This window comes from Abiotrophia sp. HMSC24B09, assembly GCF_001815865.1.
GTDB lineage: Bacteria > Bacillota > Bacilli > Lactobacillales > Aerococcaceae > Abiotrophia.
In genome coordinates this window covers 141,320-156,444 of record NZ_KV822203.1, presented here as the reverse complement: position 1 = coordinate 156,444, position 15,125 = coordinate 141,320, and the positions used below count along the sequence as shown (strand labels likewise).

Sequence of the window (15,125 nt, the reverse complement as noted above, 5' to 3'; positions counted from 1 at the left end):
CGGATTCGGCATCGCCTAGCGGTCAATTTTGATGTCTTGATGACAAGATGCCACTGGAATCAACCCCAAAATTTAGATAGAAAAGAGACGATATACCTTTGAAATTTACAGAACTTAACCTGATTCAACCCTTGCTTGACTCACTAGCCGATATGGGCTTTGAAGAGCCAACCCCGATCCAACAACAAGCAGTGCCTGTGGCCTTAGAAGGCCAAGACTTGATTGGTCAAGCCCAAACAGGGACCGGGAAGACGGCAGCTTTTGGCTTGCCAATGCTCAATAAATTGGACAAGAACCAATCCGCCATCCAAGGCTTGGTGGTAGCCCCAACCCGGGAATTAGCCATCCAAGTACAAGAAGAACTCTACCGCTTAGGTAAGTACCAACGTGCCCGTATTTATGTGGTCTACGGGGGTTCTTCCATCGGTAAGCAAATCGAATGGATCAAGCGTAATCAACCACAAATCGTGGTCGGGACACCAGGTCGTATTCTAGACTTGATGCGTCGTAAGGCACTCAGCCTCAAACATCTCAAGACCTTAGTCTTAGACGAAGCCGACGAAATGCTCAACATGGGCTTTATTGAAGACGTCAAGGAAATCGCGGCAACCACGCCAGCTTCACGTCAGACCCTCTTATTCTCAGCGACCATGCCACCTGAAATCCGCAGCCTAGCAGACCAATTCCTTAAGGAACCTGCTCACGTCAAGATTGAAGCCAAGCAAATGACCGCTGACTTGATTGAACAGTTCTTCATCAAATGCCGGGATGACGAGAAGTTTGATATCTTCACTCGCTTGTTGGATGTTCAGATGCCAACACAAGCCATCGTCTTCTGCCGTACTAAGAAGCGGGTTGACGAAGTGGCACGGGGCCTCAGCCTACGCGGCTACAATGCTGAACTCATCCACGGTGACATTCCGCAACAGAAGCGGACTAGCGTCATCAACGCCTTCCGTCAAGGTCAGGTAGAGCTCTTGGTAGCGACTGACGTGGCGGCGCGGGGCTTGGATATTTCCGGCGTGACCCACGTCTACAACTATGATATCAGTCAAGACCCAGAATCTTACGTTCACCGTATTGGCCGTACAGGCCGTGCCGGCAACGAAGGCATGTCCATCACCTTCGTGACGCCAGCAGAAATGTCTTACCTGCGCGTTATCGAAGATTTGACCCGCAAACGTATGCAACCAATGAAGCCGCCAACCTTGAAGGAGGCGCAAGCAGGTCAGGTTCAATCACTGATTGATCAACTTAACGAGACCTTGGAAGCCGGCGATGCTGATGAGCACCGTAACACGGCTAAACTCCTGCTCAACCACTATCAGCCTAACGACTTGGTAGCGGCTATGTTAGGGCAAATCCTGTCTAGCAACAGCCAAGTAGAAGTTCAAATTTCACCACAAAAACCATTGCCAAATGCCCACCGCAAATCCGGTGGTTACAAGACTGGTAAGGGCGGCGGCAACGGCCGTCGTGGTCATCACGGTAAGAAGCGGGACTTCCACAAGGACCGTGGCGACCGTCAAGACCATGGTCATAAGGAACGTTTTGACCGCAAAGACAAGCGGCCACGTTCAGCTGCTAAGCCTGTAGGCAAGCCTAAGGCGGACGGCAGCAAGAAACAATATACCATTAAAAAACGAACCAACTAACCAGAGAATAAGCCCAAAGGAGCGTGGCGATCGTGCGTATTGGAACTGACATTATTGAAATCGACCGAATTCAAGAAGCAGTGGCGCGGTCGCCACGCTTTGCGTCTAAGGTCTTGACGGCAGAGGAATTGGCTCGCTATGAGGCCATGAAGGAGCATCGGGCCCTCGAATTCTTGGCCGGCCGCTTTGCCGCCAAGGAAGCCTATGTCAAGGCCTTGGGGACAGGCATTGGTCGGATTCGCTTCACCGATATGAGCATTGCCAACAAGCCATCGGGTGCGCCTTATTTTGCGGTGGCCCCCCTGACGGCAGGCGTCCAGCTTAGTATCAGCCATTCGGACCACTATGCCACGGCCACCGTCCTGATTGAGCAAGACGAAGCCAGCTTGCAGGCGGCTTTGGATCAGTATTTGACTAGAGAAGATTAGAGTAAAAGGTAGGAAAGTCTTATGTCACAAGCCAGTGAACACCGCCCAACAGTGGCGATAATTAATCTCAATGCAATTCAACACAATGTGAGGGAAATGAAGCGTCATCTGGAGCCAGACCAGGCCCTCTACGCCGTTGTTAAGGCTAACGGTTACGGGCACGGAGCAGTTGCCGTCGCCAAGGCAGCCCTGGCAGCTGGCGCGCAAGGCTTAGCCGTTGCCACCGTTGACGAGGGGATTGAACTCCGTCAAGCCGGCCTCCTAGCCCAGCCTATCTTAATCTTGGGCTTGGTAGATCCACGCGCTATTGCTGAGTTGGTCTACTATCGCCTGACCGTCATTGTCTCTGACCTAATCTGGTTCCAGGAAGCTTGGGCTCAGTTAGTGTCCAACCACCAAGAAAGCCTGCTGGATGATGCTAAGCTCAAGGTTCATCTGGCCTTGGATACGGGCATGGGGCGCATCGGCCTACGGACAGTAGAAGAAGTCCAAGCCTTCGCTGAGGGCATTCAGGCCTTTCCATGGGTCAACTGGGAAGGGGTCGACACTCACTTCTCAACTGCCGGTGGGGGTGACCCTGCCTATGTGGAGACCCAGTGGGCTAAATGGCAGGAACTGCTGACCGCTGTGCCAGACTCGGTCACTGTGCGACACTATGCCAACTCCGCCATGGGCGTGTGGTTCAAGCGTCAGCCTGTTTCTTCCATTGAGCGCTTCGGCATCTCCATGTATGGTATGCATCCTAAGGATGAGCGTTCTAGCCTGCCCATTGATTTGCAGCCAGCCCTCCAATTGATTTCAGAAATTGTCTACGTCAAGCAAGTGGAAAAGGGCAGCAAGATTTCCTACGGGGCAACCTATGAAGCCCAGGAAGATGAGTGGGTTGCGACCATTCCAATCGGCTATGCAGACGGTTGGTTCCGCCACTACAAGGACATTCCTGTCTTGGTGGAAGGCCAAGCCTGCCCAGTCCTTGGCGTCATTAATATGGACCAACTGATGATTCGCTTGCCACATCAAGTACCAGTGGGAACCACCGTTACCTTGATTGGACAGGACCATCACTTAGAGAACCACGCAGCGGACTTGGCTCGTCAGGTTGGGACTATTTCCTATGAAATCTTCTGCGGGCTCAGCGATCGTATTCCACGGATTTACCTTCAAGATGAGGAAGGAGAGGACTAAGATGCTTACTGTTCATCAGCTGACCGTCGGGTCACTCGAGGAAAATACTTATGCAGTCGTCAATGAAGCTGGCCAGGCCCTCTTAATCGATCCAGGGGCTGACGCTCCTAAGATTCTGGACTGGATTGAGTCCAAAGGTTGGGCGCCGCAGGCCATCCTACTGACCCATGCCCACCACGATCATATCGGAGCGGTGGATGCGGTGCGGGACCGTTATGGCATCCCACTCTATATGCATCCAGTGGAGTCAGGCTTCCTCAATCAACCAGAACTCAACCTATCGGCATACTGGGGTCAGCCTTTTACGGCGCGTCCAGCAGAAGTCCTCTGGGAGGATCTAGGGGATAAGGAAGTGGCGGGGTTCCACTTCAAAGTGGTCTTCGTGCCAGGTCATAGCCCAGGCCATGTGGCTTATATTTTTGCTGAGGACCATTTCGTACTATCCGGCGATACCATCTTCGCCCAAAGCATCGGGCGGACGGACCTGCCAGGTGGCTCCTACATTGAGCTTATGCAGTCCATCCATCGGGAGCTGATTCAGTTGCCAGAAGACTATGTCCTCTATCCAGGTCACGGCCCGGCTGTGACCGTGGGAGAGTCCTTGGCGACTAATCCTTATTTTGAAGTCTTTCGCAATTTGTTTAAGCATCGGTTTGAAGAATAAAATAGTTGAAGGGGTGGTGAGGACTGACCCCAAAAAGTGAGAATTAAATAAAAACACCTCCAAGTTGGATTTGGTACAATATAATCAAATGCACATGGAGGTGTTTTTATTTAATTCTCATTTACGGGGGTCAGTGCCAAAGGTTATGAAGTTTGGGCAAGAAAACACAATATCAAAACAATGGCTGATTCAATAATTAAACTTAGAGAACAAGGAATTAATTCAATTACACAACTCGATGATCTAATCAAAAAATCTGTCGATGATAGACAAGTCTTGTTAGATAAAATAAAGATAATTGAAGAAGTTAAGTGGATTAACAAGATACTAGATCATACTTCAGGAAAACTGGCCGTTATTGAATGGACAAAAGAAGATCTTTGTGGTGATAAACTTTATCAGATATAGGAGGAAAAATGAAGAAAACTAAAGTTGCCTTTGTGTGTGTTCACAATTCATGCAGAAGTCAAATCGCTGAAGCACTGACAAAGAAATTTGCAGGAGATTCTATAGAGGTATATTCTGCAGGAACAGAATTAAAGGATCAAATAAATCAGGATACAGTAAGACTTGTCAAAGAAATATATGCAATTGATATGGAAGAGACCCAAAAGCCAAAACTTTTAGATGACATTCCTGAAGTGGATTATCTTATTACAATGGGATGTAATGTCGTTTGTCCTATTTTACCTTACACTGTTAAAAAAGATGATTGGGGACTTGAGGATCCTAGTGGAAAAAATGATCAAGAGTTTATTAAAACAATTAAGGAGATTGAAAGTAAGGTTCATAAATTAATAGAGGAAGTTGAGGCAATTTATTTTCGTGTGGAATTATAAAAAGGAGTCATCACTTGATGAACTCCTATTTTGAGGCTATATAAGTTGCAGTTTTCTTATATGTATAACGATAGATTAGTGGATTCTCATCTAAGGTGCTTATGTCGAAAATGAAGAAGTGATCACGGTTATCTCTAGCCTTTTCCTTATTGAGAACAAAGTAATTCTTACGAGAAGTTGCCATTGTTTTGAGGATATCATCAGTCAGAAAGGTCAATGGAATATTCATGTTGGAGTAGCGGTAGAAGTCACGTTCAAAATCTCGGTAGCTCTCACTGTAATAGTCCATTTGTAGGTGATTACGCTGAAATTCAAGCTGATTCATAGAGCACCTCCTCAACAAGTTCAATACTAATAATGTTATGTACTTAAAGTCTTATGCAGATTGGTTATTTTGTTATTAGAATTGGGTACTCCAAGTCTTTTTTTTATTCACTCAAAAAAACACTTGAATTAATTAATGAAAAGGGTTATACTATGTTCAAGCGAATACTTGAATGATATTGGGGTGAGAATATGATTAAAAAAGATACTTGTGAAATTTATTATTATGACGAAGAAAAGGTCAATCGAATACAAGGTAATTTACAGACAGTAGATATTTCTAGTGTTGCCCAAATGTTAAAAGCTATTGCAGATAAAAATAGAGCAAAAATTACCTATGCATTGTGTCAAGATGACGAACTGTGTGTGTGTGATATTGCAAATATTATAGGTGTTACGGTTGCAAATGCCTCTCATCACCTGCGAACGCTCCATAAGCAAGGGATTGTTAAGTTTCGAAAAGAGGGAAAACTTGCATTTTATTCATTAGATGATGAGCATATCAGACAAATTATGATGATTGCATTGGCACTTAAGAAAGAGGTGAAGATCAATGTCTAGTGGGAAAGCAAAACAGTTCGAAGAAGAAATGAAAGCCTATCGTGTTCAAGGATTTACTTGTACTAACTGTGCAGCCATTTTTGAAAATAATGTTAAAGAACTTCCCGGTGTTCAGGATGCGAAAGTAAATTTCGGAGCATCTAAAGTTTATGTTAAAGGGACGACAACCATTGAAGAATTAGAAAAAGCAGGAGCATTTGAAAATTTAAAAATTCGAGATGAAAAAGAACAAAGGGTAGAAGGAGAACCTTTTTGGAAGCAGAAAGAAAACATTAAGGTATATATATCAGCTCTTTTACTTGTAGTTAGCTGGTTCTTAGGAGAGCAGTATGGTGAAGAGCATGTTCTACCGACAATTGGTTATGCAGCGTCCATTTTAATCGGTGGATATTCGTTATTTATTAAAGGTCTCAAAAATTTAAGCAGATTAAATTTCGATATGAATACGCTTATGACTATTGCCATTATAGGAGCTGCAATTATTGGTGAATGGGGTGAAGGGGCAACCGTTGTTATCCTATTTGCGATTAGTGAAGCATTAGAGCGTTATTCAATGGATAAAGCACGTCAATCTATTGAATCTTTAATGGATATTGCCCCAAAAGAAGCGTTAATTCGACGAGGCAATGAAGAAATGATGACTCATGTTGATGAGATTCAAGTTGGAGACATCATGATAGTTAAGCCCGGTCAAAAGTTAGCAATGGATGGAATAGTGGTTAAAGGTACATCGACATTAAATCAGGCTGCGATTACAGGTGAAAGTGTTCCAGTAACGAAAATCACAAATGATGAAGTATTTGCAGGAACCTTGAATGAAGAAGGGTTACTTGAGGTTAAAGTAACAAAACGAGTTGAAGATACCACTCTTTCAAAAATCATTCACTTGGTAGAAGAAGCCCAAGCTGAACGGGCCCCCTCTCAAGCGTTTGTCGATAAATTTGCAAAATACTATACACCAGCTATTGTCATACTAGCTCTTTTAATTGCAGTAGTTCCACCATTATTTGGCGGAGACTGGAGCCAATGGATTTATCAAGGATTAGCTGTATTAGTGGTTGGTTGTCCTTGTGCCTTAGTAGTCTCAACTCCAGTTGCTGTGGTTACAGCAATAGGAAATGCAGCGAAAAATGGTGTATTAATTAAAGGTGGTATCCATTTAGAAGCAGCAGGACACTTAAAAGCGATAGCCTTTGATAAAACAGGAACATTAACCAAAGGGATTCCAGCTGTAACAGACATTGTGACATATGGTAGAAATGAAAATGAATTAATAACCATAACATCAGCCATTGAAAAAGGATCGCAGCACCCTCTTGCTTCAGCGATTATGCGAAAAGCAGAAGAAAATGGATTAAAATTCAATGAAGTAACAGTAGAGGATTTTCAATCCATTACAGGTAAAGGCGTTAAAGCCAAAATAAATAATGAAATGTATTATGTGGGAAGTCAAAATCTTTTTGAGGAATTACACGGAAGCATTTCAAGCGATAAAAAAGAAAAAATTGCCGATATGCAAACTCAAGGTAAAACGGTGATGGTGTTAGGAACAGAAAAAGAAATTCTTTCGTTTATTGCTGTAGCCGATGAAATGAGGGAATCGTCTAAAGAAGTTATCGGCAAGTTGAACAATATGGGAATCGAAACAGTGATGCTAACAGGCGATAACCAAAGAACGGCAACAGCCATCGGAAAACAAGTTGGTGTTTCGGATATTAAAGCTGACTTACTTCCAGAAGATAAGCTTAATTTTATTAAAGAACTTCGAGAAAAACATCAAAGTGTGGGGATGGTCGGAGATGGCGTGAATGATGCTCCAGCCCTTGCTGCATCTACCGTTGGTGTAGCAATGGGTGGTGCTGGAACTGATACAGCTTTAGAAACGGCTGACATCGCCTTAATGTCTGATGATTTGAGTAAATTGCCATATACAATAAAATTAAGTCGTAAGGCTTTAGCAATCATCAAGCAAAACATTACCTTCTCTTTGGCGATTAAATTAGTGGCATTACTTTTGGTCATGCCCGGTTGGTTAACACTTTGGATAGCGATATTTGCTGATATGGGAGCAACTTTACTTGTAACATTAAACAGTTTACGCTTATTGAAAATCAAAGAATAGGTTCTAAAATGGGTGTCAACAATCGGGTGCGATCATTGAAAACAATGTTATGCTTCAAAAGGGATATTAACAGGAAATATACAACTAAAGGACGCTTTAACTGAGCAACGGAAAAAGCCAAATTTCTCAATTGATGTTGAGAAATTTGGAGAATGTTTATACGATTAGTAAAGTTGGCGAAAATAATAAAGTTATTAATCTCATGGAGTATTTGAACTTGCAAAAAAATATTTATGAGTCATTGTACTGACCCCAAAAAGTTAGACAAAAAATATTATTGAAAGGATTTAGTTCTATACTGAACAGGACTAAGTCCTTTTAGTTTTGCTTTAATGCGTTTATTGTTGTAGTAAAAAATATACTCGGTAATAGCTTGCTCCAGTTGATCCAGAGACTTGAAATTTTTCTCAAATCCGTAAAACATTTCTGTTTTCAAGATGCCAAAGAAGGACTCCATCATGCCATTATCTATGCTGGTTCCCTTGCGAGACATGGATGGACGTATGCCTTTACTGGCAAGAACAAATTAAATGTACCGCATATTTATCTTTCAATTCTTCCACTAACTATACAACTACTTGAGGCGACACTTCCTTTCCAATTCCTTGTATTTTTTTAATATTTCTAATTCAACTTCTTTTCTTTTTAGTTCTAATTTTAATTGATCGATTTCTGAAAGTTCAGCCATTCCTTTTTCGTAAGAATATTGTTTTCCTATCTGTTGGTGGAAACGATGAGTTTCTCCATTTTTATACCATCTAAACCATGTTTCTACTTGAGTTTCATTTTTTTATGTTTAACTACTGCATTATTTGTTTTGTACTATATCCCTGTAATTTCATTTCTACGGCTTTATTCTTTGTATCGACAGAATAGGCCACACGTTTTTTAACCATAAAAAGACACCTCCATGTGCATTTGATTATATTGTACCTAATCCAACTTGGAGGTGTTTTTATTTAATTTCATTTACGGGGGTCAGTGCCGTGAGCATGCCCACCCTTTTTATGAAGAAGGCCGATTGGGCTGGCTTCAAACAAATAAGAGCCTCAAAAGGTGGACCTAAGATCCAGCTTTTGAGGCTCCTTTATACTTTACAGGCTCCTTATTCTTCCCGATACAAATCTGCCTGTAGGGCATACAAATCAGCATAGTAGGCGTTATGCTGAAGTAACTGGTCGTGGTGATCAAAGCCGACGACTTGGCCGTCTTTTAGGACTAATACCTTATCGGCTTTTTTGACCATGGCCAAGCGGTGTGTGACAAAGAGAACAGTCTTGTTTTCCGCTAGTTCAAGAAACTTGGTGACAAGTTGATTCTCTGCGCGTGCATCTAAGGCAGCAGTTGGCTCATCGAGGATGAGAATGGGTGCTTGAGAATAGAAGGCACGTGCCAAGGCAAGTTTTTGCCATTGGCCGCCCGAAAGCTCGCGGGAATCTTCAAAACGTTTGCCTAGGGTTTGGTCCAAGGTTAGCAAGTCGCCTTCTTCAATTCCGCCACGTTGCAGGCTAGCTTGCAAGGCAAGGGGGTCATCGACTTGGTCAATTCGTGATAAGGCCACATTCTCTCGGGCTGTCAGGTCAAACTTAGCGAAATCCTGGAAGACGGCGCTGAACTGTTGCCGGTAGTGGACGATATCTAAGTCCAAAATGTTATGGCCATCAAACTCTACCTGACCTTTATCCGCCAGATAGAATCCTAACAAGAGTTTGATTAAGGTAGACTTGCCGGCCCCATTTTCACCGACCAGGGCGATTTTTTGACCACGTGCTATGTCAAAGCTGACTTGGGACAGGGTGGCTTTATCTGCGCCTGGATAAGTGAAGCTGACATTTTGAAATTCGAGTGAGTCAAATTCACTCGGAACTTCTTGATTTCCAAAACTGGTTTCTTCCTCAAGTTCCAAGAAGTCAAAGAAATTAGACATATAGAGGAGCGTATCATAGAGCAAGCTCGAATCCTCTACCAAGCGGCTGACACCTTGAATGGTGTAGGTGATTGCAGTCGCAAAAATCATAATAGCGCCCACGGCGAAGAGTCCGGACTTGACCCCTTGAACAAGATAGGCAAAGCTCAGGACACTGACAAGGCCAGTCACTACTAGAAAGGCAGTTGAGAGCCAGAGCTGACGCCGTCGGTTGCCTTGAACTGCGGAGCGTATTTGGCTGAAAATTTGCCGATACTTATTTTGGAAGTAGCCATGCAAATGATAGAGACGGACTTCCTTGATATAGTCTGCTGTCAGTACAAGGCTCGCGTAGTAGCTTAGTTTGCGCGAATCCTCACTGTTAGCAACCAAGGTTTCAAAGGCCTGTTGCTGAATCCGATAAGCCATCAGACCTTGAGGAATCAGCACCATGATTAAGACCACCGCAATCAGCCAATGGAATTGGCTGAGGAGGGCGAACATGGAAATCACCAAGAGGGCATTGCTGATGAGACTGGTCCCGAAAACTAGCAGATTGACTGGACGCCAACTGGCTTCTGAACTGATTAAATCAATTTTATTGTAGAAGTCATGGTCTTCATACCAAGCCAAGGTCTGAATAGATTCCGCCTTTTTCATTATCTGATCATTAAGGGCAAAGGTTAATTGGTCAGTCAAGCGCCCCTGTAAATAAAGGTTGAGAGGGGTCATGGCATTGCCCAGTATGAAAGCTAGCCCCCAAGCTAATAGGAGCCAGACTCCTTCTTGGCTACCACTTGCCAGTTCATTCATGAGCTGGTTAATCAGATAGAGCGTCAGGGAAGGCAGTAAGGCTTGTAGGGGAATAGTAATCAAAAGCCCCAGAGCTAAGCCACCCGCTGCCTGCCAGACAAAACGAAGACTGCTGTAGTAGAGCGACATATAGGATGTGAAAGTAGAAAATAGGCTCATAAATTATAGGCTCAAGCAGCTTATCGCGCTTGAGTCAGATTCCCTGAGTCGTAGGAGTGATTTGGGGAAGAGTAGCTTTCAGATAGACTAGCCACATCCTTACTAGTATGAAATGCTACCTTCCCATTGTTTGTTTGAGTCACTGAATCTTTAACCCAAATCATGTTAGACAAAGGATGCTTTGAGTCATGATTAAGGAATCCATAGAAAGCAAAATTCGACATGCATAAACCTCCGTTCATCGTGATGACTATTATAAGTGTTGATCGATGACGACTAGCATTGTAAATAAGTTTAAGGCACATCCTTTGTTTCAAGGAAGTGACCTAGTTAAATTGAGTCATGGGTATCACTTCTTTCAAGTAAGACTAGGGAGTCAGATACATAGGTTTACTAGTATTATACAAGGAAAAGTTAGAAAATCAAATCTATTTATATTGGTAATCTAATTATGTGTGTATATCATTAGATTGATGACATACCTCAAATAAGAGAGAGTGGCTGAGAAATCATTCAGGTTAAAGGCTAAGCTTAAGGGTAGCCAGCTGCACGTTTTGACAAAAAAACAGTAAATCGTAAGTGATTTACTGCTGATTGCCTTTTTGGGCGCTTATTTAGATTTGTCAATTTCCTTGGCTATTTTGCTCTTTCTAAGTTTCCTCTTTGCCACCTTACTTAAGAGAACCAGGGGATTGAGGCTGTATGATAGTTGCCAGTGAAAGTAGTTAACCCACTCTATGAGAGCGAACAGCCAAATGGCTACTGCTATTAGGCTAACTGGCCAGGAGCTGAACTCAATTAGGATGATTGGCATGCCGAGGACTAATAGGATGAGGTCTACTTGTCTGAGTAGGCCATAAATCCGGCCTGTCTGCTTAATCGCAAAGTTGGGCTTGCGAAGGCGCTTGATTAGAATCCACCAATAAAGGGAACCTTGTAGCAAGATAAGGCTGACTAGCAGGAGGGGGTAAGCAATGGAAATCAGGGCTTGTGGCGTGGTTAACCGTTTTTTGAAAAGGAAGAAATTGAGCCAGAAGACGGCAAGGGCAACTAATTCGCCGCTGGCCAGACTATAGAGTTTTTGCTTGATATGACCTTTCACAGTATGCGCCACCTCCCTTATCTTAAATTCTAAAGGGCTTAGGAGCCAAATACAAGTTTAATTTAAAAAAGGGCTTCCAAAATACTTGACACTGGTGTATAATGAAAAAAACATTAAAGCAAGAGGTGAATTTAATGAAAGAAACTAGGTCGCTTAATGTCAATTCCCTCAATAGCACTGGCTATTATTGTTCTTAATTTATGGTATCTAGCGAGTTAGGAGGAAATACTATGAACCATACGCACTATACCCTAGCAGCCAATCGTCAGTACGCAAGCAAGCGGACCTTATTTTATTCACTTCTAGCAACTTTCATGCTAGTCTTATCCCTTGTCACGCCTAGTCTAGCCCTGGCTCAGTCTAATGCCTTGTCAGGGACTTATCAAGCGCAATCTGCCCATCTCGTTAAGAAGGTAAGTGTCACGGACACCGGTATGGAGCTTGAGATTGATGCTGAGCAACTAGCTAAGCAAAGTCAAGCCTTCCAAACTTTAATGACCGTCAACCAGCGAGCGCTAGCTAAGAAGATTAAACCCGGCATGACTAGCCAGGAAATCGAGAAAACGCGCCAAGAACTGGGGCTGGATGTGGCCGCCTATCAGAAAGCCCTAGGCCAAGAAGTAGAACCAGATAAGATGGTAGAAGTCCTGGAGAATCAGGTGTCCGGTCTTTACGCCCATGTTAGAGAGACAGGGACTATCTATCTGCGGCTAACGAAGCCAGAACTGAGCCAGTCAGAAGGCACGATTCGGGTTCGCCTACTAGGTGAAGAAGTCCTGACCTTGACCGAGGTCTCAGATCAGGGCTTTAAGTTGGATCAGGTCTCTTTCGTTAAAGAATAGTCTCCTAAGCACCTTGCCTGAGGGCAGGGTGTTTTTGTCTTTGGGAGGGCCTTTTGGGCTTGCAGTTGCTACTTTATCCCGCTACAATAAAATGAGAAGACATAAGGAGGCCGGTCATGACATTTCCAGCAGGATTTCAAGCAAAATATTTAGCCCTATTGGGCCCAGAGGAGGGGCAGGCCTTCCTGGATTCCTTTAAGTTAGAGGCGGAGTCCGGCTTCCGGGTCAACCCTCTAAAGGCTAGTCAGTCAGCTTTGCCTGAATCAGCCCAGCCTATGCCGGGCACCCCTTGGGGCTACTATGGCAAGGTGGCAGGCAGCTCGACCGCCCATGTGACGGGCTTGGTCTATTCTCAGGAGCCAGCCGCTCAAATGGTGGGTCAGGCAGCCGCGCCCCAGCCAGGGCTCAAGGTCCTGGACTTGGCAGCTGCTCCTGGGGGCAAGTCGACCCATTTGCTGTCATACTTAGATAACCAAGGCCTCTTGGTAGCCAATGAAATACATCCCAAGCGCAGCAAGATTCTGGCTGAGAACCTGGAGCGCTTCGGGGCCCGCAATGTGGTGGCAACCAATGAGTCGCCAGAGCGCTTGGCCCAGGTCTTTCCGGCTTACTTTGACCTGATTGTACTGGATGCACCCTGCTCAGGCGAGGGCATGTTCCGCAAGCAGGCTGAGGCTATGGACTACTGGACGCCGGAATATCCTAGCCAGTGTGCGGCGCTGCAGCGAGAAATTCTGGAGCAGGCGCTACTCATGCTCAAGCCGGGTGGGACCTTGGTTTATTCGACCTGCACTTGGGCGCCTGAGGAAAATGAGGACATCGTGGCTTGGTTGTTGGAACACTATCCGCTGACCTTGCTTGAGGTGCCTAAGCTCAATGGCATGGTGCCGGGCCTGTCTTATGCTGAGACGGCCCGCATGTATCCGCAACATTTCCGGGGCGAGGGGCAGTTTGTGGCCAAGTTCTGCTATGAGGGGCAGGAGACTGAAAGCAAGTCCCGTAAATTCAAGCCACTCAAAGCCAAAGTGACGGCTGAGCAGCTCAAGCTCTGGCAGGACTTTGCGGCTAGTCATTTGATTGTGACCTTGCCGGGCATTCTCCAGACTTTTGGCGACCATCTCTATCTCTTGCCAGAGGGTCTGCCGGATTTAGGCAAATTACGGATTGCTCACAAAGGTCTGCATTTGGGCGAGTTCAAGAAGAAACGCTTCGAGCCGAGCTTTGCTCTGGGCCTGGCGTTGCGTCCGGACGAGACAGTTAGTCAGGTGGCCCTGCCCGAAGAGCAAGTCACCCGCTACCTAGCCGGCGAGACGGTCGATTTGGCAGAGGACAAACCAAATGGCTGGTACCAAGTCCTAGCGGGCGGCAACGGCCTAGGCTTCGCCAAGGTCACCGGCCAAGTGCTCAAGAACTACTATCCAAAAGGCCTGCGCCTTCGCCGCAGCTGAGTGCGCTGATGGCGGAAACAGAGGAAAGGCTGAGAGCCAGTGGTCCACTCCGTCGAGTGGACCACTAGCTCGGCGAGAAAGCCTGGAAAAAGGGGCAAACTGAGTCAAAAGCCGAGAGCCAGTGGACCACTCCGTCGAGTGGACCACTAGCTCGGGGCGGAAGCCTGGATAAAGGCGCAAATCGGTCCAAAAGTCGTGAGCCAGTGGCCCACTCTGTCGAGTGGACCACTAGCTCGGCGAGAAAGCCCTGAAAAGGGCTCAAGCTGAGTCGAAAGCTCATAAGCCAAAAAGAAACCACACAAAAAAGCGAGGCAGCACTGGGCTGGCTCGCTTTTACTTTGTCTACTATGAGATTATTCAGCTTCAGCGTCTGAGGCTGGAATAATAGAGGTTGGGATTTCGTCGATGGTGCCGAAGTACCAGTCGATAGAGTCGCCGGCTTTGAGGACTTGAGTTTTAGCCCCGTGATCTGCCACTTGGCCATTTAAGAGGTAAACCCAGGTGTTTTCGCCGTCGTTGACGTTGTCGAAGAAGTTGTCGATGACTTGTTCTTCTTCATTGTAGTTGAAGCGGATTTCCTTGTTGGATTTCATTGCTTCGAAGACGGTCTTACCAGCGGCATTTGGTACATCAAAGCTACCGATGATTTCGCCGTGTACATAGAACTTGAAGGTAACGGTGGTAGATTTTTCTTCGCCAGAAGCTTTGGATTCGCTACTTTGGCTTTCGCTAGAAGTGCTAGCGGAAGAGCTAGAAGCAACAGAAGAGCTAGATTCTGAAGATGAGACAACTTGGGCAATGTTAGAGCCGGATACTTGAGGACTTGGTTGGTTGCCCTTCAATACCCCTGATAAAATAGCCCACAAGGCAATAATAATCGCAATTAAGAAGACAATCGCCGCAAGTACAAGTGCTAATCGTTTGTTTTTCATACGATCCCTCCTGATTAAGTGTAGTTACCTATACGTTACCAAGAATCAGGCGGAAAGTCAAATCTTTCGCAATTGTAACCGGATTAGCTAGCATATTATTTCCGTCTTGACGGGCTTTTGGTTATAATATAATGAAGGAAATATA

General features: G+C 45.1%; 13 protein-coding genes and 3 pseudogenes. 10 read left to right on the top strand and 6 right to left on the bottom strand.

Annotated elements, in window-relative coordinates; all coding sequences use genetic code 11:
* The first annotated feature begins 98 nt into the window (after positions 1 to 98).
* The 6 genes and pseudogenes from HMPREF3093_RS05535 (at position 99) to HMPREF3093_RS05510 (ending at position 4,771) form a co-directional block, all read left to right on the top strand.
* On the top strand, positions 99 to 1,655 hold the full coding sequence (locus HMPREF3093_RS05535; RefSeq protein ID WP_070756049.1) for a degradosome RNA helicase CshA: 1,557 nt from the start codon (positions 99 to 101) through the stop codon (positions 1,653 to 1,655).
* A 32-nt stretch (positions 1,656 to 1,687) separates the two neighbouring features.
* Positions 1,688 to 2,083: a holo-ACP synthase gene (acpS, locus tag HMPREF3093_RS05530; RefSeq protein ID WP_257244537.1), complete on the top strand. Its 396-nt coding sequence runs from the start codon at positions 1,688 to 1,690 to the stop codon at positions 2,081 to 2,083.
* A 21-nt stretch (positions 2,084 to 2,104) separates the two neighbouring features.
* On the top strand, positions 2,105 to 3,268 hold the full coding sequence (gene alr, locus HMPREF3093_RS05525; RefSeq protein WP_070756045.1) for an alanine racemase: 1,164 nt from the start codon (positions 2,105 to 2,107) through the stop codon (positions 3,266 to 3,268).
* Between the two features lies 1 nt (position 3,269).
* A complete protein-coding gene (locus tag HMPREF3093_RS05520; RefSeq protein WP_070756043.1) occupies positions 3,270 to 3,932 on the top strand; it encodes an MBL fold metallo-hydrolase in 663 nt (220 codons plus the stop codon).
* 132 nt (positions 3,933 to 4,064) lie between these two features.
* Positions 4,065 to 4,340, top strand: a pseudogene (locus tag HMPREF3093_RS05515) (hypothetical protein); the annotation flags it as partial.
* An 8-nt stretch (positions 4,341 to 4,348) separates the two neighbouring features.
* A complete protein-coding gene (locus HMPREF3093_RS05510) occupies positions 4,349 to 4,771 on the top strand; it encodes an arsenate reductase ArsC (protein WP_070756039.1) in 423 nt (140 codons plus the stop codon).
* A 25-nt stretch (positions 4,772 to 4,796) separates the two neighbouring features.
* Here HMPREF3093_RS05510 and HMPREF3093_RS05505 read toward each other — a convergent pair whose 3' ends face one another.
* Positions 4,797 to 5,096: a DUF5960 family protein gene (locus HMPREF3093_RS05505; protein ID WP_070756037.1), complete on the bottom strand. Its 300-nt coding sequence runs from the start codon at positions 5,094 to 5,096 to the stop codon at positions 4,797 to 4,799.
* A 191-nt stretch (positions 5,097 to 5,287) separates the two neighbouring features.
* Here HMPREF3093_RS05505 and HMPREF3093_RS05500 point away from each other — a divergent pair, with 191 nt between their 5' ends.
* Both HMPREF3093_RS05500 and HMPREF3093_RS05495 read left to right on the top strand, forming a co-directional pair.
* On the top strand, positions 5,288 to 5,656 hold the full coding sequence (locus HMPREF3093_RS05500; protein ID WP_003783707.1) for an ArsR/SmtB family transcription factor: 369 nt from the start codon (positions 5,288 to 5,290) through the stop codon (positions 5,654 to 5,656).
* Positions 5,649 to 7,778: a heavy metal translocating P-type ATPase gene (locus HMPREF3093_RS05495; protein ID WP_070756035.1), complete on the top strand. Its 2,130-nt coding sequence runs from the start codon at positions 5,649 to 5,651 to the stop codon at positions 7,776 to 7,778. Before HMPREF3093_RS05500 ends, HMPREF3093_RS05495 begins: the two co-directional genes overlap by 8 nt.
* A 274-nt stretch (positions 7,779 to 8,052) precedes the next feature.
* On the opposite strand, the pseudogene HMPREF3093_RS05490 reads toward HMPREF3093_RS05495, so the two are convergent.
* From HMPREF3093_RS05490 to HMPREF3093_RS05475, 4 genes and pseudogenes are all read right to left on the bottom strand, one after another.
* Positions 8,053 to 8,298 (bottom strand): annotated as a pseudogene (locus HMPREF3093_RS05490) (transposase); the annotation flags it as partial.
* A 49-nt stretch (positions 8,299 to 8,347) separates the two neighbouring features.
* Positions 8,348 to 8,674: pseudogene (locus HMPREF3093_RS09890) on the bottom strand (transposase); the annotation flags it as partial.
* A 209-nt stretch (positions 8,675 to 8,883) separates the two neighbouring features.
* A complete protein-coding gene (locus HMPREF3093_RS05480) occupies positions 8,884 to 10,656 on the bottom strand; it encodes an ABC transporter ATP-binding protein (protein ID WP_070756033.1) in 1,773 nt (590 codons plus the stop codon).
* A gap of 610 nt (positions 10,657 to 11,266) precedes the next feature.
* On the bottom strand, positions 11,267 to 11,758 hold the full coding sequence (locus HMPREF3093_RS05475) for a hypothetical protein (protein ID WP_070756031.1): 492 nt from the start codon (positions 11,756 to 11,758) through the stop codon (positions 11,267 to 11,269).
* 230 nt (positions 11,759 to 11,988) lie between these two features.
* On the opposite strand from HMPREF3093_RS05475, the gene HMPREF3093_RS05470 reads away from it, so the two are divergent.
* Positions 11,989 to 12,600 carry a hypothetical protein gene (locus tag HMPREF3093_RS05470; protein WP_070756029.1) on the top strand — a complete coding sequence of 204 codons (612 nt, stop codon included), beginning with the start codon at positions 11,989 to 11,991 and terminating at the stop codon, positions 12,598 to 12,600.
* A gap of 116 nt (positions 12,601 to 12,716) precedes the next feature.
* On the top strand, positions 12,717 to 14,048 hold the full coding sequence (locus HMPREF3093_RS05465) for an RsmB/NOP family class I SAM-dependent RNA methyltransferase (protein WP_070756027.1): 1,332 nt from the start codon (positions 12,717 to 12,719) through the stop codon (positions 14,046 to 14,048).
* 353 nt (positions 14,049 to 14,401) lie between these two features.
* Here the strand turns inward: HMPREF3093_RS05465 and HMPREF3093_RS05460 are convergent, their stop codons facing one another.
* Complete coding sequence (locus tag HMPREF3093_RS05460; RefSeq protein ID WP_070756025.1) at positions 14,402 to 14,980, bottom strand: DUF4430 domain-containing protein; 579 nt, start codon at positions 14,978 to 14,980, stop codon at positions 14,402 to 14,404.
* Between the last annotated feature and the right edge of the window lie 145 nt (positions 14,981 to 15,125).